21 protein-coding genes and 1 tRNA gene are annotated in these 23,936 nt (G+C 54.3%); 16 read left to right on the top strand and 6 right to left on the bottom strand.

The genetic code is table 11. The annotated features are described in order from the left end of the window. Window positions 1–13 precede the first annotated feature (13 nt). Window positions 14–2,893, top strand: a complete 2,880-nt coding sequence (gcvP, locus tag IMQ33_RS24680; RefSeq protein WP_196062840.1) for an aminomethyl-transferring glycine dehydrogenase — start codon at window positions 14–16, stop codon at window positions 2,891–2,893. A 172-nt stretch (window positions 2,894–3,065) separates the two neighbouring features. Continuing rightward, window positions 3,066–3,812, top strand: a complete 747-nt coding sequence (locus IMQ33_RS24675; protein WP_196062839.1) for an SDR family oxidoreductase — start codon at window positions 3,066–3,068, stop codon at window positions 3,810–3,812. A 339-nt stretch (window positions 3,813–4,151) separates the two neighbouring features. Here the strand turns inward: IMQ33_RS24675 and IMQ33_RS24670 are convergent, their stop codons facing one another. Then, window positions 4,152–4,760: an HD family hydrolase gene (locus IMQ33_RS24670; RefSeq protein ID WP_065684484.1), complete on the bottom strand. Its 609-nt coding sequence runs from the start codon at window positions 4,758–4,760 to the stop codon at window positions 4,152–4,154. Window positions 4,761–4,996: 236 nt separating this feature from the next. On the opposite strand from IMQ33_RS24670, the gene IMQ33_RS24665 reads away from it, so the two are divergent. Both IMQ33_RS24665 and IMQ33_RS24660 read left to right on the top strand, forming a co-directional pair. Continuing rightward, complete coding sequence (locus IMQ33_RS24665; protein ID WP_065684483.1) at window positions 4,997–5,671, top strand: hemolysin III family protein; 675 nt, start codon at window positions 4,997–4,999, stop codon at window positions 5,669–5,671. A gap of 230 nt (window positions 5,672–5,901) precedes the next feature. Then, window positions 5,902–6,399: a DUF2165 family protein gene (locus tag IMQ33_RS24660; protein ID WP_021179803.1), complete on the top strand. Its 498-nt coding sequence runs from the start codon at window positions 5,902–5,904 to the stop codon at window positions 6,397–6,399. A gap of 39 nt (window positions 6,400–6,438) precedes the next feature. On the opposite strand, the gene ygfZ is transcribed toward IMQ33_RS24660, so the two are convergent. Next, the gene (ygfZ, locus tag IMQ33_RS24655) at window positions 6,439–7,431 is read right to left on the bottom strand and encodes a tRNA-modifying protein YgfZ (protein WP_196062851.1); all 993 of its coding nucleotides are present in this window, start codon (window positions 7,429–7,431) and stop codon (window positions 6,439–6,441) included. A gap of 300 nt (window positions 7,432–7,731) precedes the next feature. Here ygfZ and sdhE point away from each other — a divergent pair, with 300 nt between their 5' ends. The 5 genes from sdhE to creD all read left to right on the top strand — a co-directional run bounded on the left by sdhE (window position 7,732) and on the right by creD (window position 12,003). Then, window positions 7,732–7,998 (top strand): FAD assembly factor SdhE, encoded by a 267-nt coding sequence (gene sdhE, locus IMQ33_RS24650; protein ID WP_021179805.1) that lies wholly within the window; start codon window positions 7,732–7,734, stop codon window positions 7,996–7,998. Further along, window positions 7,979–8,401: a protein YgfX gene (locus IMQ33_RS24645; RefSeq protein ID WP_065684482.1), complete on the top strand. Its 423-nt coding sequence runs from the start codon at window positions 7,979–7,981 to the stop codon at window positions 8,399–8,401. The genes sdhE and IMQ33_RS24645 overlap by 20 nt, the downstream gene beginning before the upstream one ends. After that, on the top strand, window positions 8,401–9,096 hold the full coding sequence (gene creB, locus IMQ33_RS24640; RefSeq protein WP_065684481.1) for a two-component system response regulator CreB: 696 nt from the start codon (window positions 8,401–8,403) through the stop codon (window positions 9,094–9,096). Before IMQ33_RS24645 ends, creB begins: the two co-directional genes overlap by 1 nt. Next, on the top strand, window positions 9,093–10,511 hold the full coding sequence (creC, locus tag IMQ33_RS24635) for a two-component system sensor histidine kinase CreC (RefSeq protein ID WP_065684480.1): 1,419 nt from the start codon (window positions 9,093–9,095) through the stop codon (window positions 10,509–10,511). Before creB ends, creC begins: the two co-directional genes overlap by 4 nt. Before the next feature lie 103 nt (window positions 10,512–10,614). Further along, window positions 10,615–12,003 carry a cell envelope integrity protein CreD gene (gene creD, locus IMQ33_RS24630; RefSeq protein ID WP_065684479.1) on the top strand — a complete coding sequence of 463 codons (1,389 nt, stop codon included), beginning with the start codon at window positions 10,615–10,617 and terminating at the stop codon, window positions 12,001–12,003. 35 nt (window positions 12,004–12,038) lie between these two features. Here the strand turns inward: creD and fldB are convergent, their stop codons facing one another. Next, window positions 12,039–12,557: a flavodoxin FldB gene (gene fldB, locus IMQ33_RS24625; RefSeq protein ID WP_021179810.1), complete on the bottom strand. Its 519-nt coding sequence runs from the start codon at window positions 12,555–12,557 to the stop codon at window positions 12,039–12,041. Between the two features lie 137 nt (window positions 12,558–12,694). On the opposite strand from fldB, the gene xerD reads away from it, so the two are divergent. The 7 genes from xerD to IMQ33_RS24590 all read left to right on the top strand — a co-directional run bounded on the left by xerD (window position 12,695) and on the right by IMQ33_RS24590 (window position 20,746). Then, window positions 12,695–13,594: a site-specific tyrosine recombinase XerD gene (gene xerD / locus IMQ33_RS24620; protein WP_021179811.1), complete on the top strand. Its 900-nt coding sequence runs from the start codon at window positions 12,695–12,697 to the stop codon at window positions 13,592–13,594. A gap of 27 nt (window positions 13,595–13,621) precedes the next feature. After that, window positions 13,622–14,335 carry a bifunctional protein-disulfide isomerase/oxidoreductase DsbC gene (gene dsbC, locus IMQ33_RS24615; RefSeq protein WP_024530768.1) on the top strand — a complete coding sequence of 238 codons (714 nt, stop codon included), beginning with the start codon at window positions 13,622–13,624 and terminating at the stop codon, window positions 14,333–14,335. A gap of 6 nt (window positions 14,336–14,341) precedes the next feature. Then, window positions 14,342–16,075: a single-stranded-DNA-specific exonuclease RecJ gene (gene recJ, locus IMQ33_RS24610; protein WP_065684478.1), complete on the top strand. Its 1,734-nt coding sequence runs from the start codon at window positions 14,342–14,344 to the stop codon at window positions 16,073–16,075. Between the two features lie 150 nt (window positions 16,076–16,225). Beyond that, window positions 16,226–17,324, top strand: a protein-coding gene (gene prfB / locus IMQ33_RS24605) for a peptide chain release factor 2 (RefSeq protein ID WP_196062838.1) whose coding sequence is annotated in 2 segments (ribosomal slippage) — window positions 16,226–16,300 and window positions 16,302–17,324 — 1,098 coding nt in all. Because the reading frame shifts where the segments join, the coding sequence is not laid out codon by codon here. Between the two features lie 9 nt (window positions 17,325–17,333). Further along, window positions 17,334–18,851 carry a lysine--tRNA ligase gene (gene lysS, locus IMQ33_RS24600; protein ID WP_065684477.1) on the top strand — a complete coding sequence of 506 codons (1,518 nt, stop codon included), beginning with the start codon at window positions 17,334–17,336 and terminating at the stop codon, window positions 18,849–18,851. A gap of 157 nt (window positions 18,852–19,008) precedes the next feature. Continuing rightward, window positions 19,009–19,082, top strand: a tRNA-Gly gene (locus tag IMQ33_RS24595). A gap of 263 nt (window positions 19,083–19,345) precedes the next feature. Further along, window positions 19,346–20,746, top strand: coding sequence for an HdeD family acid-resistance protein (locus tag IMQ33_RS24590; protein WP_196062837.1), 1,401 nt, complete (start codon window positions 19,346–19,348; stop codon window positions 20,744–20,746). 3 nt (window positions 20,747–20,749) lie between these two features. Here IMQ33_RS24590 and IMQ33_RS24585 read toward each other — a convergent pair whose 3' ends face one another. The 3 genes from IMQ33_RS24585 to eno all read right to left on the bottom strand — a co-directional run bounded on the left by IMQ33_RS24585 (window position 20,750) and on the right by eno (window position 23,935). Further along, entirely contained in the window at window positions 20,750–21,262 is a 513-nt protein-coding gene (locus tag IMQ33_RS24585) for a DUF3828 domain-containing protein (RefSeq protein ID WP_196062836.1), read from the bottom strand. Between the two features lie 89 nt (window positions 21,263–21,351). After that, window positions 21,352–22,254, bottom strand: a complete 903-nt coding sequence (locus IMQ33_RS24580; RefSeq protein WP_098929873.1) for a hypothetical protein — start codon at window positions 22,252–22,254, stop codon at window positions 21,352–21,354. A gap of 400 nt (window positions 22,255–22,654) precedes the next feature. Then, complete coding sequence (eno, locus tag IMQ33_RS24575) at window positions 22,655–23,935, bottom strand: phosphopyruvate hydratase (RefSeq protein WP_196062835.1); 1,281 nt, start codon at window positions 23,933–23,935, stop codon at window positions 22,655–22,657. Window position 23,936: the final 1 nt, after the last annotated feature.

Below are 23,936 nucleotides of genomic sequence, written 5' to 3'. Positions count from 1 at the left end.
GGAATTTGTAGCAATGACTCAGACACTCAGCCAACTTGAACACAGCGAAGCGTTCATCGAGCGCCACATCGGCTCTTCCGCAGAGCAACAGCAGCAGATGCTGGAAGCCGTGGGCGCTCGCTCGCTCAGCGCGCTGATCCAGCAGATTGTGCCAGCCGATATCCAATTGCCAGGGCCTCCGCCGGTAGGCGATGCGGCCACGGAACATCAGGCGCTGGCCGAACTGAAGGCGATTGCCTCACAGAATCAGCGCTACAAATCCTATATCGGTATGGGTTACAGCGCGGTGCTGACGCCGCCGGTGATCCTGCGCAACATGCTGGAAAACCCAGGCTGGTATACCGCTTATACCCCTTATCAGCCGGAAGTGTCGCAAGGCCGCCTTGAGGCGCTGCTCAACTTCCAGACGCTGACTCTCGATCTGACCGGGCTGGATCTGGCCTCTGCCTCCTTACTGGATGAAGCTACCGCTGCCGCAGAAGCGATGGCGTTGGCCAAACGTGCCAGCAAACTGAAAGACGCCAACCGCTTCTTTGTGGCTGATGATGTGCACCCACAAACGCTGGACGTTGTGCGTACCCGTGCCGAAACCTTTGGCTTTGACGTGATCGTCGACAAACCGGCAAAGGTGTTGGAGCTGCAAGGCGTGTTTGGCGTACTGCTGCAACAGGTTGGCACCACCGGTGAGCTGCACGATTACAGCGCCCTGTTGGCAGAACTGAAAACGCGCAAAATCATCACCAGCATGGCAGCCGATATTATGGCGCTGGTGCTGCTGACGGCACCGGGCAAGCAAGGGGCCGACGTGGTATTCGGTTCTGCACAACGCTTTGGCGTACCAATGGGCTACGGTGGCCCACACGCGGCGTTCTTCGCCTGCCGTGACGAATTCAAACGCTCGATGCCTGGCCGTATTATCGGGGTGTCCCGCGATGCTGCCGGCAATACTGCGCTGCGTATGGCGATGCAAACCCGTGAGCAACATATCCGCCGTGAAAAGGCCAACTCGAATATCTGTACCTCGCAGGTGCTGCTGGCCAATATCGCCAGTCTGTATGCGGTGTACCATGGTCCACAAGGCCTGCAACGTATCGCCGGGCGTATCCATCGCCTGACCGATATTCTGGCCGCGGGCCTGCAACAAGCGGGTCTGACACTGCGCCATCAAACCTGGTTCGACACGCTGACCGTGGAAGTGAAAGACAAGGCGGCGGTGCTGGAACGCGCGCTGGGCTTTGGCATCAACCTGCGTACCGATATCCACGGGGCAGTTGGCATCACGCTGGATGAAGCCACTTCCCGTGAAGATGTGCAGACGCTGTTTGCCCTGTTGGCAGGCGATAACCACGGTTTGGATATTGATGCGCTGGATGCAGCCGTGAGCAAACACAGCCAGTCGATCCCGGCGGCCATGCTGCGTAAAGATCCGATCCTCACGCATCCGGTGTTTAACCGCTATCACAGCGAAACCGAGATGATGCGCTATATGCATCGTTTGGAGCGTAAAGATCTGGCGCTGAATCAGGCGATGATCCCGCTGGGTTCCTGCACCATGAAGCTGAACGCCGCTGCGGAAATGATCCCGATCACCTGGCCTGAATTCTCTGAACTGCACCCGTTCTGCCCACCAGAGCAGGCCGCAGGTTATCAAGTGATGATTGGGCAATTTTCTCAATGGTTGGTGCAACTGACCGGTTACGATGCGGTGTGCATGCAGCCTAACTCGGGCGCTCAAGGTGAATATGCCGGTCTGCTGGCGATCCGCCGCTATCATGAAAGCCGCAATGAGGCAGGGCGTAATATCTGCCTGATCCCAAGCTCGGCGCACGGTACCAACCCGGCTTCTGCCCAGATGGCGGGCATGGGCGTGGTGGTCGTGGCCTGTGACAAGAACGGCAACATCGATCTGCACGATCTGCGGGTGAAAGCCGAGCAGGCCGGGGAAGCCCTGTCCTGCATCATGGTGACCTACCCGTCAACCCATGGCGTGTATGAAGAAACCATCCGCGAAGTGTGCCAGATCGTGCATCAGTTTGGCGGCCAGGTTTACCTTGACGGCGCCAACATGAATGCGCAGGTGGGGATCACCACACCGGGCTATATCGGCGCGGACGTATCGCACCTCAACCTGCATAAAACCTTCTGTATTCCTCACGGCGGTGGCGGCCCAGGCATGGGACCTATCGGCGTGAAGTCTCACCTGGCACCGTTCGTTCCAGGCCACAGCGTAGTACAGATTGATGGCGTCACCACCCAGCAGGGCGCGGTTTCTGCCGCACCGTTTGGCAGCGCCTCTATCTTGCCGATCAGCTGGATGTATATCCGCATGATGGGCGCGGAAGGGCTGAAGCAGGCCAGCCAGGTGGCGATCCTTAATGCCAACTACATCGCAACCCGCCTGAAAGACGCTTATCCGGTGCTGTATACCGGCCGCGATCACCGCGTGGCGCACGAATGTATTCTGGATATCCGCCCGCTGAAAGAAGAGACTGGCATTAGCGAGATGGATATCGCCAAGCGCCTGATCGACTACGGTTTCCATGCGCCGACCATGTCGTTCCCGGTGGCAGGCACGCTGATGGTTGAACCAACCGAGTCGGAAAACAAGGTGGAGCTGGATCGCTTTATTGATGCGATGCTGGCAATCCGCAGCGAGATTGACCGCGTGCAGCAAGGCGAATGGCCACTGGAAGACAACCCATTGGTCAACGCACCGCACGTGCAGGCGGAACTGGTTAACGACTGGCAGCATGCTTACAGCCGCGAGCTGGCAGTGTTCCCGATAGCGGGTGTGCGTGAGAACAAATACTGGCCGAGCGTGAAGCGCCTGGATGATGTCTACGGCGATCGTAACCTGTTCTGCTCTTGCGTACCGATGAGCGACTACGAATAACACCATCTGCCAAAACGATGATCGAGGGACACTGCATGATGCCGTGTCCCTTTTTTATTGCAGCACCGCAGCGATTGCTGTTCACTGATTAACCTATCTTTGAGCAGCAGTTGTCTGGCTTGCCCTCGTGAGTACCCGCTATTATTTCTGATCTCAACAGCAAGGAACCGTAATGACAAAAGTAGTGTTAGTGACCGGTGCCAGCCGGGGCATAGGCCGTGCGACGGCGTTATTGCTAGCTCAGCAGGGCTATGCGGTGGGTGTCAATTATCTGCGTGATAGTGCTGCTGCTGAGTTAGTGGTGGCGAAGATCCACCAACAGGGTGGCAAGGCACTGGCTCTGCAGGCAGATATCGCCGAGGAAGCAGAGGTGGTGGCGATGTTTGCCGAACTGGAAGCCACGTTGGGGCCAATCAGTGCTCTGGTCAATAACGCAGGCATTTTGTTCCAACAGGCGAGCATTGAGCAACTCACCGCCGAGCGGATCAATAAGGTGCTGACGACTAACGTCACCGGGTATTTTCTCTGCTGCCGCGAAGCGGTAAAACGTATGGCGCTACGGCATGGTGGGCAGGGCGGATCGATCGTCAACGTGTCTTCCGCAGCGTCGCGACTTGGGGCTCCGTGGGAATATATCGACTATGCGGCCTCAAAAGGGGCGGTGGATACGTTGACTACCGGTCTGGCGTTGGAAGTGGCGGCACAGGGGATACGCGTCAACTGTGTTAGGCCAGGTTGTATTTACACCGAGATGCATGCCAGCGGAGGAGAGCCGGGGCGGGTAGATCGTGTGAAGTCTGCGTTGCCAATGCAGCGAGGTGGTCAGCCAGAGGAAGTGGCGCAAGCTGTTGCCTGGCTGCTTTCCGATGCGGCGTCCTATGTCACTGGCAGTTTTATCGAAGCCGCTGGCGGACGTTAAGTACGGCAATCGCGGAGTCCCCTCACCCCGACCCTCTCCCACAGGGAGAGGGAGCCAGTTCAGTGTGGTAGTCAGGTGCCGTGATCACTCTGCTTCCCGGTGCAAAGGAAACTGATTCAGGAGGTTGGTTGGGCAGGTTTCTGTAACTGATAGCAACTCGATCGGTCCCTCTCCCACAGGGAGAGGGAGCCAGTTAAGTGTGGTGGTCAGGTGCCGTGATCACTCTGCTTCCCGGTGCAAAAGGAAACTGATTCAGGAGGTTGGTTGGGCAGGTTTCTGTAACTGATAGCAACTCGATCGGTCCCCTCTCCCTGTGGGAGAGGGTTAGGGTGAGGGGCATTACTTCAGCCAGCCTTTACGCTGTGCATCCTGCAAATGCTGCTCCAAATATTGCCACAGCTCGGGATGGATATCGGCAATCATCGTATTTCGGTCCAATACCTGTTGCAGGCTGATATCATTCTCTACCCAGCTCTGACCGCCGTTGTGCAGGTTCATCAGCATTGGCATGCAGCGATCCAGCACCAGTGCAAAGCGGGCATCGGCGCTTTCGCCTGCTTCATACTCCTGCCACAGCGCGGTGAAAACGCCACGTTGAGGTTCCGGCAATATCCCAAACAGCCGTTTTGCCGCCGCCACTTCCTGATCGTGGATCGCCGCCCGTGCCGCCAGATCGTAAACCATGACGTCACCGGCATCGATCTCGACGATATCGTGCAGCAGAGCCATCTGGATCACGCGCTGAATATTCACTTCATCGCTGGCATAAGGAGCCAGACTCAAGGCCGCAATGGCAAAGTGCCAACTGTGCTCGGCCGAATTTTCCTGACGTTGGGTGCCCATCACCTTGGTACGGCGTTGCACGCTTTTAAGTTTGTCGATTTCCATCAGAAACTGGATGGTTTGAGTCATGGAGCCAAAGTCTAACGCGGGTACAGCGGATGACATGGTACGAACCTCGAGGTGAATGATGGGGTACCCGCCGTCTTCCAGCCGTAACTGAAATCCATAGGGTGCAAAGCATATCGATTGTAGCCCAGCGGGCTGAGGATTTCGATGTTAGCGTGGTGTTACAAGCGTACACAGTTTTATTTTAGCGTACACGTGTACACTGGAATCGTTCTCAGTTAATCTCATTTGCAGTTAATTCGCACAATATGCGTTGTTTTGAGGGGTTGCGCGTTATGGGGAAAAAGGACGAAGTGAAAGTCGGGGCAGACCAGTTGCCCGCCACGGCTTATCCATGGGCAGAGGAAATTGCCAACAGCATCAGCCACGGTATCGGTTTGGTGTTTGGGGTTGTCGGCCTGGTGCTGCTGTTGGTTCAGGCGGTAAACGACGGCGCTGGGGTAACGGCCATCACCAGTTATAGCCTGTATGGTGGCAGTATGATCCTGCTGTACCTGGCTTCTACGCTGTATCATGCTATTCCACATCAGGGAGCCAAGCACTGGCTGAAAAAATTTGACCACTGCGCCATCTACCTGCTGATCGCCGGAACCTATACGCCGTTCCTGCTGGTGGGTCTGGACTCACCGTTGGCACGAGGGCTGATGGTGGTGATCTGGGGGCTGGCGCTGTTCGGCGTGATTTTCAAACTGGCATTTGCACACCGTTTCGAGGTGCTGTCGCTGGTGACCTATCTAACCATGGGCTGGTTGTCGCTGATCGTGATCTACCAGTTGGCAATGCGCCTGGACGTCGGTGGAGTCACTTTACTGGCGGTGGGCGGCGTGGTGTATACGCTAGGGGTGATTTTCTACGCCTCGAAACGCTTCCGTTTTGGCCATGCGATCTGGCACGGTTTTGTGCTCGGCGGCAGTGTGTGCCACTTCATGGCGATCTACCTTTACGTATAACCCCCCATCTGTTGTCGATATATTGCCAAAGCGTTTCTTTTGGGTTAAAAAGAGACGCTTGTTTCTTTCGGGTATCCAGCAAGCCTTAGCTTTATTTCTGAGCCCGCCAAACCTCTTGCTTTCAAGTCGCAGGGGGTTGGCTGCGCTTGCTGCTGGCTGACCTGCATCTTGAGATCTATGGGGTATTTGCACCTTCCGGTGCCTTTAATCATTACCCAGGACTCTTCACTATGATCGTTCGTTTATCCAAAGCCCTGCTGGTTTGCGCTATCGCGCTATTTGCCTCACTGGTGGCCTTTGGCAATATCACCGATTACGACACCAACTTCGCTTTCGTACGCCATGTTTTTATGATGGATACGATCTTCCCTGATGCCACTATCACCTATCGTTCCATTCAGTCGCCATGGCTGCATCAGGTGGGATATATCGGCATTATTGCGTTGGAAACCCTTACCGCTATTTTGTGTTGGATTGGGGGGATCCGCCTGCTGTGCGGCCTGAAATTGCCTGCGGCCAGCTTTAACCGGGCCAAGACTTTTGCCATCGCAGGGTTGACGTTAGGCTTCCTCACCTGGCAGGTGGCCTTTATGTCGGTTGGGGGCGAGTGGTTTGGCATGTGGATGTCAAAACAGTGGAACGGGGTGCCCGATGCCTTCCGCTTCTTTGTCACTATTTTGCTGGTGCTGATTTATCTGGTGCCGCGTGATGGGGAATTGGACGAATAGCTCGTCTGGCCGCAGGCGCGATGCCTGCGGCCAAACCACTTACTTTTCTTCCGCCAGTGAGTAAGGCAGAGGCTTGATGGCGAGCTGACTGCTGGCATCATCGCGTACGCGCAGCACGCTGTCCGCTTCCAGATCGTTATTCATCACCACCTGTACCCACAGCGTTCCGTCAGCCAGCGAGATTGCCGCCAGCACGCTGCCGGTGCGGCGCCAGTTGTCACCCAGCTTCAACTCCAGATCGTCACCCGCCTGTGGAACCTGGCTGCCTTTACCTTCCAGCCAGTACAGGGCACGTTTGTTGGCCCCTCGGAACTTGGCGCGAGCCACCATTTCCTGCCCGGTGTAGCAGCCTTTGCTGAAGCTGATCCCGTCCAGCGCCTGAAGATTGGTCGCCTGAGGGATCAACTGCGCACTGTTTGCTGCATCAATCACCGGATAACCGGCCTCGATATCCAGTGCCAGCCATTGGCGGCTGTCGTTCAGCTCAGCCTGTCCTTCCAGCTTGGAAGCTAGCAGAGCGGCGGTTTCTGCCGTGGTAATCAGCACAAAACGTTCTGCTGGCAGCGCAAAGTGCAGCAAGGTGGTATCGCCATCTTGCACCACTTGATGTTCTGCATCCGGCAGGGTGCTAAACACCTTCGCCAATGCGGCCCGCGCCTCAAGGCCAGCGAGGCCCAGCAGCACCGCATTGCTGTCTGCCGCGATGGTGATTTTGGAGAACACCGCGTATTTCTTTATTTCCGCCAGTTGGCTTTCCAGCACGCTGCGGCGCTCAAGATAGGCAAAGCCTTCACCTCGGTGGAATAAACGCAGGTTGCTCCACATTTTGCCTTTGGCATCGCAATGGCCGCACAGCACGTGTTGATCGGCCGCCAGTTTGTCGATATCAGCCGTTACCTGGCCCTGAAGATATTTTACCGTGTCTGGCCCGCTCAACTGCACCATGGCCCAATCTTCCAGTGAGATCAGCGTCAGTGGCAAATAGGAAGAGGCGGAAGGTTGACGGGGTGGAAAAGGAATATTGAACGCCATAATCGGTTCCTGCTGCATGTTTAGCATACCTGTTGGGGTTGCTACCATGGTAAAAGAGGTGGCTGGCTTTGCAAACAGTTATTACCAGGCAGCGCTTTTTTTGACATTTTACGTTTTGTTGGGTGAACGCCCTTCCCGGCGAGTATGTCAAATTGTTACTCTAGGCGCTTACGGCCAACGAGACCCAATTGCACCCAAATCGTTGGCTGACGGAATTAAATTGCGCGCGCGTTGCCATACCAAGTGTCGGTTGCCCAAGAGCATGGCAAGCCATGCCGAAAAGAGGTTAGTCATAACAACATGGATATTAATAATAAAGCACGTATTCACTGGGCCTGCCGCCGCGGCATGCGCGAGTTGGATATCTCGATCATGCCGTTTTTCGAACATGAATACGATACGCTGAGTGATGCAGACAAGGCCGTATTCATCCGCTTGCTCGAATGTGACGACCCCGATTTGTTCAACTGGCTGATGAATCATGGCGCTCCGCAGGATCAAGATCTGCAGAGAATGGTGTCCCTGATCCAAATGCGAAATAAAGCCCGTGGCCCAGTGGCGATGTGATGTCCGCGTTTCCTGGCGTACCCAGTTAGTCTCATTGCTGACTCACGGCCTGCTCATTTTGCTGATCCTGATCGCCCCGTGGCCGGAAGGCTATGGCCCGATCTGGTTAGTGCTGTTGACGTTGGTGGTGTTTGAGTGCATTCGCAGCCAAAAGCGCATTGCATCCAGGCAGGGAGAACTGCGGTTGCTGGCTGAACGCCGGATTGAGTGGCATGGCCAGGAATGGCTGATGGTGAACAAGCCCTGGATGCCTGGGTTCGGTATTTTGCTGTCGCTTCAACAGATCGATGGCAAGAAACGCCATCGGCTGTGGTTGGCTTCGGATTCCATGAGCAAAGCGGATTGGCGCCAACTGCGTCAACGGTTGTTGTTTGAACAATCCGCTACCGACGAGGACGTATAATGAAACCGCTGCTTTGGCTGGTAGAAGACGAGCCCAGCATTGCGGATACGCTGATTTATACCCTGGAGAGCGAAGGCTTTCAGGTGCGTTGGTTTGAACGTGGCGAGCCTGCTTTGCAGGCTTTGCAACAGGGCTTACCGGCGTTGGTGATCCTCGACGTCGGCCTGCCCGATATCAACGGTTTTGAGCTTTGCCGTCGGCTGCTGGCGCAGGCGGCGGATTTACCGATCCTGTTTCTTACTGCCCGTAGCGGCGAGCTCGATCGCCTGATCGGGCTGGAAATCGGTGCCGATGACTATGTCGCCAAGCCCTTTTCCCCGCGTGAGGTCAGCGCCCGCGTGCGCACGATCCTACGGCGTTTACACAAGCAGCAGCGCTTGCAACAGCCTGCCCTTTATCATTTTGGTGCCTTCAGCCTGGATGAAGAGGGGGCCACGATCTGCTACCACCAACAGCCGTTGCCGCTGACCCGCTATGAATTCTTGTTGCTGAAAACCCTGTTGCAAGCGCCTGGCCGGGTGTTCTCCCGCCAGCAGTTGATGGACATCGTTTGGGCACAGGCGGAAGAGAGCCTGGATCGTACCGTTGATACCCATATCAAAACGCTGCGGGCCAAACTGCGGGCAATCGACGCCGCAGAACCCCCGATCCATACCCATCGCGGCTTAGGCTATAGCGTGAGCCGCCAGCCATGAGGATTGGCCTGCGCCTGCTGTTGGGCTATTTCCTGATTGTGGCGGTGGCGGGCTATTTCGTACTGAGCATTTTCGTGCAGGAGGTCAAACCTGGCGTACGGCGTGCCACTGAAGGCACGCTGGTGGATACCGCCAACTTGCTGGCACAGGTGGCGCGGCTGGATATGAGACATGGGGATGCGGCAAAAGGTCAGTTGGCACAGGCTATCGCCCAACTAAATCAGCGGCCGATCGGGGCCAATATTGCCGGGATCCGTAAAGATCGTAACGAATATCGCGTCTATCTTACCGATGGGCGCGGCAAGGTGATTTTCGATTCATCAGGCCAGGCGCTGGGGCAGGATTACTCCCGCTGGAACGATGTTTATCTGACATTACGTGGCCAATACGGTGCGCGTAGTACCCGGACGATTGCCGATGATGAGAGCAGTTCGGTGATGTACGTGGCCGCACCGGTAGTGGAGCAAGGGCAGATTATCGGCGTGTTGAGCGTCGGCAAGCCTAACAGCACCATGGCACCGGTGATCCGCCGCAGTGAGCGGCGTATTTTGCTGGCGGGTGCTGTGTTGCTGGGGATTGCGCTGGCGATCGGGCTGGGCTTCGTCTGGTGGATTAATCGCTCGATCAACCGCCTGGTGAGTTATGCCGACGGAGTGGCGCACGGCGAGGCGGTGCCGTTACCACGCATGGGCAGCGTTGAACTTACCCAACTGGCGCAAGCGCTGGAAAGCATGCGTATGAAGCTGGAAGGCAAGGCTTACATTGAACAGTATGTGCATACCCTGACTCATGAACTGAAAAGCCCGCTGGCGGCGATCCGTGGCGCGGCGGAACTATTGCAGGAGTCACCGCCTCCGGCGACGGCAAAACGCTTTTTGACCAACATCGAACAGCAGAGCGCCCGCATTCAGCAATTGGTCGATAAGCTGTTGGTGCAGGCGCAGTTAGAAAGCCGGCCCGGTTTGGAACTGGCTGCGGTAGCGATGGTGCCGTTAATCCGGCAGATTGTCGCGGGTAAAGAAGCACAGGCGGCGCAGCGTGGTGTCACGATTGAGTTGGGGGCGTTGGCGGAAGCATCGCTGACTGGAGATGCGTTTTTACTTGGGCAGGCGCTGAGCAACCTACTGGATAATGCCCTGGATTTCACCCCGGTGGGTGGCTCGGTTAGCATTGATGGCGAGCGGTTAGAGCATCATTACCAAATCACCCTTTGCGATACTGGCAGCGGCATACCCGACTATGCGCTGGATAAAGTGTTTGAACGCTTCTATTCCCTGGCGCGGGAAGATAAACCCAAGAGCAGCGGTCTGGGCCTGAACTTCGTGCAGGAAGTGGCGCGCCTGCATCGTGGCACCATCCGTTTGCAAAACCTGCAACCCACCGGCGCGAAGGCCGTTCTCACTTTACCTCTCTGATTACAACTTATTTTCCGCACTTCACCTTCTCTTCACATAACCACATTCTGATTTCACTTGCCGACTTTATCGTAGCGACATTACCTACAAGGAGTCTGCCACGATGTTTAAATCGGTACTGTTTTGGAAAATAACCACCCTGCTGGGATTGATGATCCTAATGATGATCCCGGTGGGCATGCTCATGGATGTGGTACAGGAGCGCAGCGGCTATCGCCAGAGCGTGGTGGGGCAAGTGAGTGAAAGCACCAGCCGGGCGCAGCGTATTCTTGGGCCAGTGATCGTGATCCCGTACACCTTGCGCGAAGAGAAGAAAAACGAAAAAGGTGAAATCAAGATAGAGACCAGCCGCTATCAACGCTTTGTCTTGCCCGAATCCTTGGTGGTGAATGGCAGGCCCAACGTTGAGATCCGCAAGCTGGGTATCTACCAGACTCAGGTGTATCAGGGGCCACTGGATTTCCAGGTGAAATTCGGCCAACCCGATCTGGAGGATTTGCAGCATAGCAACATTACGGTCGGCCAACCCTTCCTGATGCTGTCATTAAGCGATTCTCGTGGTATCAAAAGCATCTCTGCCCTCAACGGCATTCAACAGCAGGCCAAGTTTGAACCGGGTACTTTGGTCAGCGGGCTTTCTCAGGGGATCCATGCACCGCTGGCCCTGGCCTCGTTGCAGAAAGAAGGGCTGACGGCGGATTTCACACTGAACCTGGCAGGGACCAGCAGCTTGTCCCTGGTGCCGGTAGGGCGCAGTTCCGAGTTGCTATTACAAAGCAACTGGCCGCACCCGAACTTCCTCGGCAACTTCCTGCCGGATGAGCGCAAGGTGACCGATAAAGGCTTCTCTGCCCGCTGGCGCAGCACCTGGTTTGCCAACAACATTAATAGCGCCTTCATGTATGACAACGGCATTATGGAAGAGGAAAAGCTGCCGACCTTCACGACTAGCCTGATCGAACCGGTCGATCACTATCAATTGACCGAGCGAGCGGTGAAGTATGCGGTGCTGTTCCTGGGGTTGACGTTTATGGCGTTCTTCCTGTTCGAAACCCTGACCGGGCTGCGGGTACACCCGATCCAGTATCTGCTGGTGGGGGCGGCGCTGGTGCTGTTCTACCTGATCCTGCTGGCTTTCTCGGAACATCTGGGATTCGACGTGGCCTACCTGCTGGCAAGCGTGGCCTGTAGTGGACTGATTGCCTTCTACCTCAGCGCCGTGCTGCGCGGGATGCGCCGTGGCATGCTGTTCGCCGCCAGTCTGCTCCTGCTGTATGGCATTCTGTATATGCTGTTGCAGTCGGAAGATAACGCGCTGGTTTTAGGTTCGGTGCTGCTGTTCGGGGTGCTGGCAGGCATTATGCTGCTGACGCGTAAACTGGACTGGTATCAGGTGGCCGACCCGGCTCGCTTGAAGGGCAACGCTGCTGAGCCAGAAACCGCTGAGACGCCAGCCAGTAATGGCGAGAGCCGTTTCAGGTTGTGGAAATAAGGACTTTGTTGGGCGCGATATCGCGCCCAATTTCGTTACAGCAGCGGTTCCATTTCCAGCAGGATCTGTTCACACCACTGTTGCAGGCGTTCTTCGCTCAGATCGTACTGGTTCACCTCATCCAGCGCCAGGCCAACAAAGTGTTTGCCGTCGGCGCTGAGCGGTTTGGGGCTGGTGAATTCAAACCCGTCAATCGGCCAGAAACCGATAAACTGTACGCCCTGCGGGGCAAGCTGGTCGTGCAACATCCCCAGCGCATCCAGGAACCATTCGCCATAACCTAACTGATCGCCCATCCCGTACATGGCGACGATCTTGCCTTTCAGGTCTAGTTCAGTCAGTTGCGGCCAGATCGCTTCCCAATCCTCTTGCAGCTCACCAAAATCCCAGGTTGGAATACCCAGGATCAGGATGGAATAGTCTTCCATCAGCTTGGGAGAAACGTCTTTCAGGTTGTGCAGGTCGACCAGGTCTTCACCCAGAATCTCACGGATTTTTTCTGCCGCCATCTCGGTGTAGCAGGTGCTGGAGCCGTAAAACAGACCAATCTTCATATTTAAACCGTTTATAATGCCGTGTGTAGAATTGCAACGAGTATACCTTAAGGCATAATGCCTGTGGCATATACCCGTCGTCTTTCAAGCTGCAGCTTGAAATCCATAGGGTATGAAGATAATGAAGAGGGGACCGCGTGCAACAGCAAGACAGTGCGCTGATTGAGCAATTCCTGGATGCGTTGTGGATCGAACGCAATCTGGCAGAGAATACGCTGGCCTCTTATCGGCTCGATTTACAGGCGCTGGCCGGTTGGCTGGCTCTCAACAACCGCAGCCTTTTACAGGCCGAAGCTCTGGACTTACAGGCCTTTCTCGCCGAACGGGTAGAGGGAGGATACAAAGCGACCAGCTCAGCCAGGTTGTTAAGCGCGATGCGACGCCTGTTCCAATATCTCAACCGTGAAAAAATGCGGGCGGATGACCCCACCGCGTTGCTGGCCTCGCCCAAATTACCGCAGCGGTTACCCAAGGATCTGAGCGAAGCGCAGGTTGAGGCCTTGCTACAGGCGCCTTGCGTCGATCAACCGTTGGAGCTGCGTGACAAGGCTATGCTCGAGGTGTTGTATGCCACCGGCTTGCGCGTGTCGGAGCTGGTGGGGTTGACCATCAGCGATGTCAGCCTGCGCCAGGGCGTGGTGCGGGTGATCGGTAAAGGCAACAAAGAGCGCCTGGTGCCGTTGGGCGAAGAAGCGGTGTACTGGATCGAAAATTATCTGGAACACGGCAGGCCCTGGATGCTGAACGGCCAGACGCTGGATGTGCTGTTTCCCAGCAACCGCAGCCAGCAAATGACCCGCCAGACGTTCTGGCATCGGATTAAACACTATGCGATCCTAGCGGGTATCGACAGCGAACGGCTGTCTCCGCATGTGCTGCGCCATGCTTTCGCCACCCATTTACTGAACCATGGGGCCGATCTTCGTGTCGTACAGATGTTATTGGGGCATAGCGACCTCTCAACCACACAAATTTATACTCATGTAGCCACTGAAAGATTGAAACAGCTACATCAACAGCATCACCCGCGCGCCTGACGCGCAGGGATCGAAAGGATTGGAAGAATGAAAAAAGGTTTAATGCTGCTCTCCCTGCTGGTGGCCTCGGTTACCGGCGCGGCCCATGCTGACGATGCAGCCATTCAGAAAGCACTAGGTAGCCTGGGCATTAAGCAGGCAGACGTGCAACCCTCGCCGGTCGCCGGTTTGAAAACCGTATTGACCGAAGGCGGCACGCTGTATGTGACGGAAGATGGCAAACACGTGCTGCAAGGGCCGCTGTTTGACGTCAGCGGCGGTGAGCCGGTCAACGTGACTAATCAACTGTTGATGACCCGTCTGGAAGCGCTGAAAGATCAGATGATCGTCTACAAAGCGGCGAAAGAGAAACACGTGATCACCGTGTTTACCGATATCACCTGTGGCTATTGCCACAAGCTGCACGAGCAGATGAAAGAGTACAACGATCTGGGGATCACCGTACGCTATCTGGCGTTCCCGCGTCAGGGCCTGGAATCTCAGGCAGAGAAAGATATGCGTTCCATCTGGTGTACCGCAGACCGGGCTAAAGCCTTCGATGCCGCCATGAAGGGCGACGCAGTGTCTCCGGCAACCTGCAAAACCGATATCAGCCAGCATTATGCACTGGGCGTACAGTTTGGTATCAACGGTACTCCGGCTATCGTGCTGAAAAACGGCATGGTTGTCCCTGGCTACCAAGGGCCGAAAGAGATGGCCGCGATGTTGGATGCGCATGCAGCCTCCGCAGCCACGAAATAAGTCACGGTGAGTATTAAAACCCAATTACGCCGCCGCGAGGCGGCAGATGCCAGCCATTTACCCGCCAGCCTGCCCCCCCTGTTGCGTCGTTTATACGCGTTGCGTGGAGTTAAGGGCGAGCAGGAACTGGAGCGTAGCGTCAAGGGCATGTTGCCTTGGCAACAGTTAAGCGGTATCGATGCTGCGGTAGCGATATTGCAGCAGGCACTGGCCGATGGTCGTCGCATCATGGTGGTGGGCGACTTTGATGCAGATGGTGCCACCAGTACCGCACTGACGGTGCTGGCCTTGCGTAGCATGGGCTGTAGCTCCATCGAATATCTGGTGCCCAACCGTTTTGAAGATGGCTATGGCCTGAGCCCCGAAGTGGTGGAACAGGCGGCGGCTCGGGGTGCCGAGCTGATCGTTACGGTCGATAACGGCATCTCTTCTCATGCGGGTGTAGACGTTGCGCACGGCTTGGGAATACAGGTGCTGGTCACCGATCACCATCTGCCTGGGGATACCTTGCCTGCGGCAGAGGCGATCGTTAACCCGAACCTGCGTGACTGTGATTTTCCCTCCAAATCCCTGGCTGGTGTTGGCGTTGCCTTCTATCTGATGTTGGCGTTGCGGGCCAAGCTGCGTGACAGCGGCTGGTTCGAACAGCGTGCGCTGGCTATGCCTAATTTGGCCGAATTACTGGATCTGGTGGCATTGGGCACGGTGGCAGACGTGGTGCCGTTGGATGCCAACAACCGTATTCTGGTGTATCAGGGGCTGAACCGCATCCGGGCTGGCAAGTGTCGGCCAGGTATCCGCGCTTTGCTGGAGGTGGCCAACCGCGATGCGCGGCAATTGGCCGCTAGCGATCTCGGTTTTGCCCTTGGGCCACGGCTGAACGCGGCAGGGCGGCTGGACGATATGTCGATCGGCGTAGCCATGCTGTTGAGCGACGATATTGCCCAGGCGCGTATGCTGGCCAACGATCTCGACGCGCTCAACCACACCCGGCGTGAGATTGAGCAGGGGATGCAGGTGGAAGCGCTGGAGCTTTGCGATCAACTGGAGCGCACGACCACTGAGCTGCCTTACGGGTTGGCGATGTATCACCCGGAGTGGCATCAGGGCGTGGTAGGCATTCTGGCTTCGCGTATCAAAGAGCGTTTCCATCGCCCGGTGATCGCCTTTGCCCCTGCGGGCGACGGCATTCTGAAAGGCTCTGGCCGCTCGGTGGCCGGGTTGCATATGCGTGATGCGTTGGAGCGGCTCGATACCCTGAATCCTGGGCTGATGATGAAGTTCGGCGGCCATGCGATGGCAGCGGGCTTGTCGTTGGAGGAGGCCAAGTTTGACGAGTTTCGCCAGCGTTTTGGCGAACTGGTCGGCGAATGGCTAGATCCCGCCATGCTGGAAGGCGTGATCTGGTCGGACGGCGAACTGATGATGCAAGAGCTGACCCTGACCACCGCAGAACTTCTACGTGAGGGCGGGCCGTGGGGGCAGGCGTTTCCTGAGCCAACCTTTGACGGCAAGTTCCGTATCCTGCAACAGCGGCTGGTGGGCGAAAAACACCTGAAGCTGATGATCGAACCGCTCGGTGGCGGCCCATTGCTGGACGGCATCGCCTTCAACATCGATACCACGCAGTGGCCGGACAGCAGCATCAAAGAAGTGGAACTGGCGTATAAGCTGGACGTGAATGAGTTCCGTGGCAACCGTAACGTGCAGTTGCTAATCCAACACCTCTGGCCGCGTTAACCGGTTTATCAGGGCACCTTCGGGTGCCCTGATCTCAATCCCCCACAAAAACTGACCAACTCGCTATAAACTGGCCGCTGGATCCGCTAGAATTACCGGTTCCAATGGCATTTCGCCATCGACGACATCAACGTAAGAACGCAAAAAATCATGTTTGAAATTAATCCGGTAAAAAACCGCATTCAGGATGTGTCCGAGCGGACAGCCGTTCTCAGGGGGTATCTTTGACTATGATGCCAAGAAAGAACGCTTAGAAGAAGTTAACGCCGAGCTGGAACAGCCGGACGTTTGGAACGAACCTGAACGCGCACAGGCATTAGGCAAAGAGCGCTCGTCGCTGGAAGCCATTGTTGAAACCATCGATCAACTGGAACAAGGCTGTGAAGACGTCACGGGCCTGCTGGAACTGGCGGTCGAGGCGGAAGACGAAGACACCTTTAACGAGACCGTGGTTGAGCTCGATCAACTGAGCGCCAAGCTGGAACAACTAGAATTCCGTCGTATGTTCTCTGGTGAATATGATAGCGCGGACTGCTACCTGGATATCCAGGCAGGCTCCGGCGGCACAGAAGCACAGGACTGGGCCAGCATGTTGCTGCGCATGTACCTGCGTTGGGCGGAATCCAAAGGCTTTAAAACGGAAGTGATTGAAGAGTCCGACGGCGACGTCGCGGGCCTGAAATCGGCAACCATCAAGGTTATCGGCGACTACGCGTTTGGCTGGTTACGTACTGAAACCGGCGTGCATCGCCTGGTACGCAAGAGCCCATTCGACTCCGGTGGCCGTCGCCATACCTCCTTCAGTTCCGTATTTATCTATCCGGAAGTGGATGACGATATCGATATCGAAATCAACCCGGCCGATCTGCGCATTGACGTTTACCGCGCCTCCGGTGCCGGTGGTCAGCACGTTAACAAAACCGAGTCGGCGGTGCGTATTACCCACTTGCCAACCAACATTGTGGTGCAGTGCCAGAACGATCGCTCTCAGCATAAGAACAAGGATCAGGCATTCAAACAGCTACGCGCCAAGCTGTATGAATACGAGATGCAAAAGAAAAATGCTGATAAGCAAATGCTGGAAGACAACAAGTCTGATATCGGCTGGGGCAGCCAAATCCGTTCTTACGTGCTGGATGACTCCCGCATCAAGGATTTGCGCACCAACGTCGAAACACGTAATACGCAGGCCGTACTGGATGGCGACCTGGATAAATTCATTGAGGCAAGTTTGAAAGCCGGGTTATGAGGAACAGAAATGTCTGAGCAACAAGCACAAGGCGCCGAACAGGCGTTGGATCTCAACAACGAGCTGCAGTCACGCCGTGAAAAACTGGCCGCGCTGCGCGAGAACGGCATTGCGTTCCCGAACGACTTCCGTCGTGATACCACCTCCGACAAGCTGCATGCCGAATACGGCAGCAAAGAAAATGAAGAGCTGGAGTCTCTGGGTATCGAAGTGACCGTGGCTGGCCGTATGATGACCCGCCGTATCATGGGTAAAGCCTCCTTCGTGACGCTGCAGGACATGGGTGGCCGCATTCAGCTCTACGTCGCACGTGACGATCTGCCTGAAGGCGTTTACAACGAGCAGTTCAAGAAATGGGACCTGGGCGATATCCTCGGCGCACGCGGTAAGCTGTTCAAGACCAAAACTGGCGAACTGTCTATCCACTGTACCGAGCTGCGTCTGCTGACCAAAGCACTGCGTCCACTGCCAGACAAGTTCCACGGCCTGGCCGATCAGGAAACCCGTTATCGCCAGCGTTATCTGGATCTGATCGCCAACGAAGAATCCCGTAACACCTTCAAGATCCGTTCTCAGGTGATGGCGGCGATCCGTAACTTCATGGTGGGTCGAGGCTTTATGGAAGTCGAAACCCCGATGATGCAGGTGATCCCTGGCGGCGCGTCTGCTCGTCCGTTCGTTACTCACCACAACGCGCTGGACATCGACATGTACCTGCGTATCGCGCCAGAGCTGTATCTGAAGCGCCTGGTGGTAGGTGGCTTCGAGCGCGTGTTCGAGATCAACCGTAACTTCCGTAACGAAGGCGTTTCCCCGCGTCATAACCCAGAGTTCACCATGATGGAACTCTATATGGCGTATGCGGATTACAAAGACCTGATCGAACTGACTGAGTCGCTGTTCCGTACGCTGGCGCAGGACGTGCTGGGTGACACCAAAGTGCCTTATGGCGATGAGGTGTTCGACTTCGGCAAGCCGTTTGACAAGCTGACCATGCGTGAAGCGATCAAGAAATATCGCCCGGAAACCAATCTGGACGATCTGAACGATATGGCTAAATCCGTAGCGATTGCCGAGTCGATCGGCATCAAGGTTGAGAAGAGCTGGGGCCTGGGCCGCGTGGTTACCGAGATCTTCGAAGAGACCGCGGAAAGCCATCTGATCCAGCCAACCTTCATCACCGAGTATCCGGCAGAGGTTTCTCCGCTGGCACGCCGTAACGACGAGAACCCGGAAATCACCGACCGTTTCGAATTCTTCATCGGTGGGCGTGAAATCGGTAACGGCTTCTCGGAACTGAACGACGCAGAAGATCAGGCGCAGCGTTTTGCCGATCAGGTTAGCGCGAAGGATGCTGGTGACGACGAAGCGATGTTCTACGACGAAGACTACGTCACCGCGCTGGAACACGGCCTGCCGCCAACTGCAGGCTTGGGCATCGGTATCGACCGTATGGTGATGCTGTTGACCAACAGCCACACCATCCGCGACGTGATCCTGTTCCCGGCCATGCGCCCGAGCAAGTAATCTTCGCCAAGTGATTAAACCGGTGCAGGCGACTGTGCCGGTTTTTTTTCGCCTGAAGAGAGCGGGGTGTTGCTAACCGCTTAAAACATCGGCAGTTATGCACTTTCTTCTCTTGCCCGGCGCGCATAACCGGTTATAATGCCAGTCGCACACCTAAGCGGGTGTAGTTCAATGGTAGAACGGCAGCTTCCCAAGCTGCATACGAGGGTTCGATTCCCTTCACCCGCTCCAATCTCAAGTCTCCCCGAACTCCACCAAAATCAACAACTCTCTGATTTAACAGCGTTTTTATCATTTTCTATATCAACTTGGTTTAACCCGCATTTCCCCAATCAACCCAGTATCTTGTGCAGAAATGCGTGTAGTTGCACCTATGCAGTTTGAAACGACACAAATTGCGTGATTTCAGAGGTGGAAACTATACTCATGCCATCTTGGAAAACCACTTCTGCGTAGATCTGACAAGCCGCCTTACAATTAGAGGGGAATAAGGCATGGTTCGGTTGGTAATGATTTTATTGGGGGTCGATTATTTGCGTAACCGCTGGCGAGGGTTGATGACTGCCGGTTGGTTAGGTGTGTTAGCGGGCTTAATCGTTTTCATCGATGCGTTAGATAACGCGATTTATTTCCCTTTGCATCCCTTCGCTTTCCTGTTGTTGGTTGAGGGACTGGCAACGCTGATGGTCGCGCATACCGGCATCGGCGGGCAACGTACCTTGCGTTACGTAAAAGGGGGCGCATTTTCCCTGGCTGCGGTATTGATCTTGAGTGGACAACACCATGGCCATTTTATTTTATCGATGATTTTTGGCACTTTGTTTTTGGCCGATGGGCTACTGCAAATTGTCTCTGCTGGGGTCGTGCGCTATAAAAACTGGAAGTTGGTGGTGGCTGGCGGTGTATTGGAAGTCATGTTAGCTATTTTCTTCTTTCAGCCCTATCCGACCCATTATGTCGGCACCGTGCCTTATTGTTTAGGCCTGGGGTTGATGTTTGGTGGGTGGAATATGGTTATGCTGGCGATGCGCGTCAAAAAGCTGGAGGTCAACCCAGCAGTTTTGGGTAATAAGGCCGCAGAGGAAGCCAGTAGCGCAATAACCACGCCTTTGGTAACTGAATGGGAAGGCCCTCCGGCTGATGATGAACCTGCACTGACCATACATGTCTGGACTCCAGTGGGATCCTCGAAGAGTGCAACGGTGCCTCATCCTGTTATTGATCGTTATATTGCTGCGGTGGATAAAAACGGAGTGATTTCCACTGGCCATGCTGCACTTGAATCTCCGGAAGGTATTTATATCAGTTTGTATCCGGCGGTCGATATTGACCGGTCGCCAGATCAATTTACCCGCTTGCTACGGGCAACCGCAGACAATAATGTTGAAGGGAGATTCCAACCGGATTATGTGACTGAGTCAGGTGCATGGTGTCCTTCAACCCAGCGCGTGCGGATCAGAAACTACGATGCTGAACGTCTGAAACGTTTCTGGGAAGTTTATCGTGAAGACAATACTTATAATCTTACGCATCGTAACTGCTCAAGCAGTGTGGCGCGGGGTCTTGAAGCGGCGCTGGAAGGTGTAGTGAGCAAAATATGGGGACAACGTGGCCACTGGTGGGTGTTGAGTAAAATTCTCACGACGCCGGAATTATGGGTGGCGGTACAAATACGTAAACGAGCAAAAACGATGGCCTGGACACCAGGGCTGGTGCTTGACTATGCACGTGCATTAAGCATGTTGGCGGATCCACGGCCGGCCGGTTGGATAACTACCATACGACGTGCCCTGGAGAAAATGTTTTCTTTGCGCAAGCAATGGCGCGATGAAAAAGCGCAAGGCACGATAGCGCCAGGCGTTCGCAATGAACCCTCAAATGACAAAGGCAACTAGCGATTATGGCAATGTTTCTCCCTTTATACGTAGGGCTTTATTATTTGCATCAATAGCATGATGAACACTTTGCTGATTGGTATCAAAAATATCGTCAATAAACCATTGCCCATTCTCAGCCACTAAATCAAACCCGGTGGTTGTCGTAAGGTTGCTATCACTAAAAGCGCGAAAGGTGACTGTGGCATGCGATTTTTTATTATCGTTAGAGAGAATATTGATATTCTTCACCACCAGGTTCTGATAATCCTGACACTGGCAGATCGGGTCAGCGTCAAGATAGCCTATATCGCCCGGCAAGGTTAGCGCCTGATCCTCTGCCAGCACCGCGATGAATTTCTTTGAAGCAATGCGCTTCGGACCCGTTTGGCTAATGAATGCGACTGAAACATCATCATGGCTATAGGTGGCATAAATCCGTGCTAAAAAGGCACTGGGATTTTCAATGGCCAATGCGGGCTGTGGGAGTGCAGCAAACGAAAGGAGAGAAAAGCAAAGCAAAGCCAAAAAACGCATGGTTACCACCCCCTTAAAAGTTCTCTATCCCTTAAATCAGCTGGTCCATACTACGGAGCGCTCACGTTGATGGCAACGCCTGATGCCTCTTACTCAGCCCTGTACGCAACCAAAGTATACGTTGGAAAACTATTCCTAAAGAAAGGGATGCGACCAAAGATCACCACGGTGAACGCGATGATTAATAACATAACCAAAAACAAAATCACCAGAGACATCGCAAACCAGAAGCCACTCATTTCAATCGTTGTAAGCCCTATAGATACACCATACAAGGCCCCGCATATAAGGATAAGTGACGTAGTGATCCCAACGAAGTTTGCCAGCCTTCTTCGAAGGCTTTTCTTCTGAAACTGAAACGTCGAGGGGTTAACATTGAAGTCATAGAAAACCTCCTCAGAAATCACCAGCTCAGGCCGTTGCAGCGAGGCAATCTGCATCAGTATTGCACGTGTAATATCCCAGTAATGCTTGAATTTCTTTATTTCATGCACCGGGACTAAATTTTCTTTCGTTTCACCAGATTGGTTTACGGTGTAGATAACCAGGTTTTTAGTGTTGTTTTTATAGCCCGTATTACGAAAGCCAATCGTGGCCTTGGTGCCGTCCTCTAACGAGCCAGTGACTTCTGGCCATAGTAGCTGATAATGACTTACACCGCCTGAAAGATCGTTGTATCGCGTATAAAAAACACCTTCAGAGGTGACGTTAAAGTATACCTCTCCATGCTTTAATTTTAAGTTGTCGCTAATTCTTTTAAAGAATAAATAATTCAGGGGGAGAAGGAACAATAAAAATAAAACACCCAGTAGAAAGGTGTCACCCTCGATAAAAAATAGGGTTGGCGTAGCCAGAGATGCAATGAAAACAAGTGTGAAAACGGGAGAAAGCAATAAGTAGAGCGTCTTTGTCGCTATTCTACGCTCGATGGCAGACACATCATCACATCGCTTGGAGGGGCTGGCGAAAAACGCGGTATGTTCGGCAATCATACTTTTATATCCCTATAATCAATCACATAATCACTGACGTGATGCCTTACTGTACCATAGGTAGTTAGCCGGAAGGCTTAAAACCCAAGAGCTCAAGCCTGGTAGATTACCAGACTCAGGGACTATTTTCTGCTTATGATAAACGGCTCACTGCAAGGGAAATCTCCGCTTCTGTGGGCATGTGCCCGACAAGATTATTGCAGGATGCAAGGTGCCAGGTTCGGCCGCGTATTTCAGCCATGTTAATGCCTCATCGGTGTTATCGGGGTTCAGTAGCGTTGGTCAGTTCGCTTTCCTGTTTATGACAATCAAGCTTTGCATCGCGGGTGTAAGCATAGAAAGAATAAATATACATCCATTAATAACCCCGGCGGTTCGCCAGGGTTATTGCCATAATAGGTTATTTAAAGGCTGACTTTCCTGCAAACTGTGCTGACGAGCCCAACTCATCCTCAATTCGCATGAGCTGGTTGTATTTTTCGATACGCTCACCCCGGCACGGGGCTCCTGTTTTGAGATGACCTGCACGCATGGCCACTGTCATATCGGCGATAAAGCTGTCGATCGTCTCTCCGCTGCGGTGTGAGATAAAGGCACCCCAGTTGTTGTCATGGCAGAGCTGAACCGCATCAAAGGTTTCACTCAGGGAGCCAATCTGATTGAGTTTAATCAATGCAGCATTCGCAAGATTTTCATCAATCCCGCGCTGTATATACTTCACATTGGTCACAAACAGATCGTCACCAACCAGTTCAATCTGATCTCCCAATCGATCATGCAGAATTTTCCATCCTGCCCAGTCATCTTCCGCAAGGCCATCTTCAATAAGGACAATCGGGAAGGTTTTAACCAGCATCTGGTAGTAGTCCGCCATCTCCTGCGAGGTCAGCTCGGCATTCTCCGTACGCAGATGATATTTTCCGTTTCGATAAAACTCACTGGAGGCTGGGTCCATACAGATAACGATATCTTCATTAGGGCGGAACCCTGCTCTCTCTATGGCAAGGACAATCAGTTCCAGCGGTTCACGATTTGAAGAAACTGCCGGGGCAAAACCGCCTTCATCGCCCACACCGGTCGACAGGCCCATTTCAAGAAGAACCTGACGAAGCGACTGATATACTTCGCTACCCCAACGCATGGCCTCCCTGAACGTTGGTGCACCGTAAGGCGCAATCATATATTCCTGAAAGTCAGCCCCCTGACCGCGGGCATGAACGCCCCCATTGATGATATTCATGCAAGGCACCGGCAGCAGATTTGCCCCAATCCCACCAAGATAGCGGTACAAAGGCGTATGAGATAGTTGAGCGGCGAGCCGTGATACGGCCAATGAAGCGCCCAAAATAGCATTTGCCCCCAGGCGCGCTTTATTATCCGTCCCATCCAGGGCAATCATAATGTTATCGATGCCGCGCTGATCGCGTACATCATGCCCTTTAAGGCTGTTATGAATCTCAGTGTTAACGCTTTTGATCGCGTTGAGGACTCCTTTCCCGCCGAAGCGCGCTTTATCACCATCGCGGCGCTCTATAGCCTCTCGCGAACCGGTACTTGCTCCGGAGGGGACGGAGGCTCTTGCAACAGTACCGCATTGGGTTGAAACATCGACTTCCAGGGTTGGGTTACCCCGAGAGTCCAGGATTTCACGGGCATGGATTGTTTCAATAATAAAGCTCATA

The organism is Serratia sp. Res13-Sevr-LER1-36-b, from assembly GCF_015673035.1.
Taxonomy (GTDB): Bacteria; Pseudomonadota; Gammaproteobacteria; order Enterobacterales; family Enterobacteriaceae; genus Chania; species Chania fonticola_C.
This window is presented reverse-complemented; position numbering and strand designations above follow the sequence as displayed.

Coding starts and splice junctions, on each gene's coding strand:
- gcvP (WP_196062840.1), top strand. CDS start 14: ATGACTCAGACACTCAGCCAACTTGAACACAGCGAAGCGTTCATCGAG.
- IMQ33_RS24675 (WP_196062839.1), top strand. CDS start 3,066: ATGACAAAAGTAGTGTTAGTGACCGGTGCCAGCCGGGGCATAGGCCGT.
- IMQ33_RS24670 (WP_065684484.1), bottom strand. CDS start 4,760: ATGTCATCCGCTGTACCCGCGTTAGACTTTGGCTCCATGACTCAAACC.
- IMQ33_RS24665 (WP_065684483.1), top strand. CDS start 4,997: ATGGGGAAAAAGGACGAAGTGAAAGTCGGGGCAGACCAGTTGCCCGCC.
- IMQ33_RS24660 (WP_021179803.1), top strand. CDS start 5,902: ATGATCGTTCGTTTATCCAAAGCCCTGCTGGTTTGCGCTATCGCGCTA.
- ygfZ (WP_196062851.1), bottom strand. CDS start 7,431: ATGGCGTTCAATATTCCTTTTCCACCCCGTCAACCTTCCGCCTCTTCC.
- sdhE (WP_021179805.1), top strand. CDS start 7,732: ATGGATATTAATAATAAAGCACGTATTCACTGGGCCTGCCGCCGCGGC.
- creB (WP_065684481.1), top strand. CDS start 8,401: ATGAAACCGCTGCTTTGGCTGGTAGAAGACGAGCCCAGCATTGCGGAT.
- creC (WP_065684480.1), top strand. CDS start 9,093: ATGAGGATTGGCCTGCGCCTGCTGTTGGGCTATTTCCTGATTGTGGCG.
- creD (WP_065684479.1), top strand. CDS start 10,615: ATGTTTAAATCGGTACTGTTTTGGAAAATAACCACCCTGCTGGGATTG.
- fldB (WP_021179810.1), bottom strand. CDS start 12,557: ATGAAGATTGGTCTGTTTTACGGCTCCAGCACCTGCTACACCGAGATG.
- dsbC (WP_024530768.1), top strand. CDS start 13,622: ATGAAAAAAGGTTTAATGCTGCTCTCCCTGCTGGTGGCCTCGGTTACC.
- lysS (WP_065684477.1), top strand. CDS start 17,334: ATGTCTGAGCAACAAGCACAAGGCGCCGAACAGGCGTTGGATCTCAAC.
- IMQ33_RS24590 (WP_196062837.1), top strand. CDS start 19,346: ATGGTTCGGTTGGTAATGATTTTATTGGGGGTCGATTATTTGCGTAAC.
- IMQ33_RS24585 (WP_196062836.1), bottom strand. CDS start 21,262: ATGCGTTTTTTGGCTTTGCTTTGCTTTTCTCTCCTTTCGTTTGCTGCA.
- IMQ33_RS24580 (WP_098929873.1), bottom strand. CDS start 22,254: ATGATTGCCGAACATACCGCGTTTTTCGCCAGCCCCTCCAAGCGATGT.
- eno (WP_196062835.1), bottom strand. CDS start 23,935: ATGAGCTTTATTATTGAAACAATCCATGCCCGTGAAATCCTGGACTCT.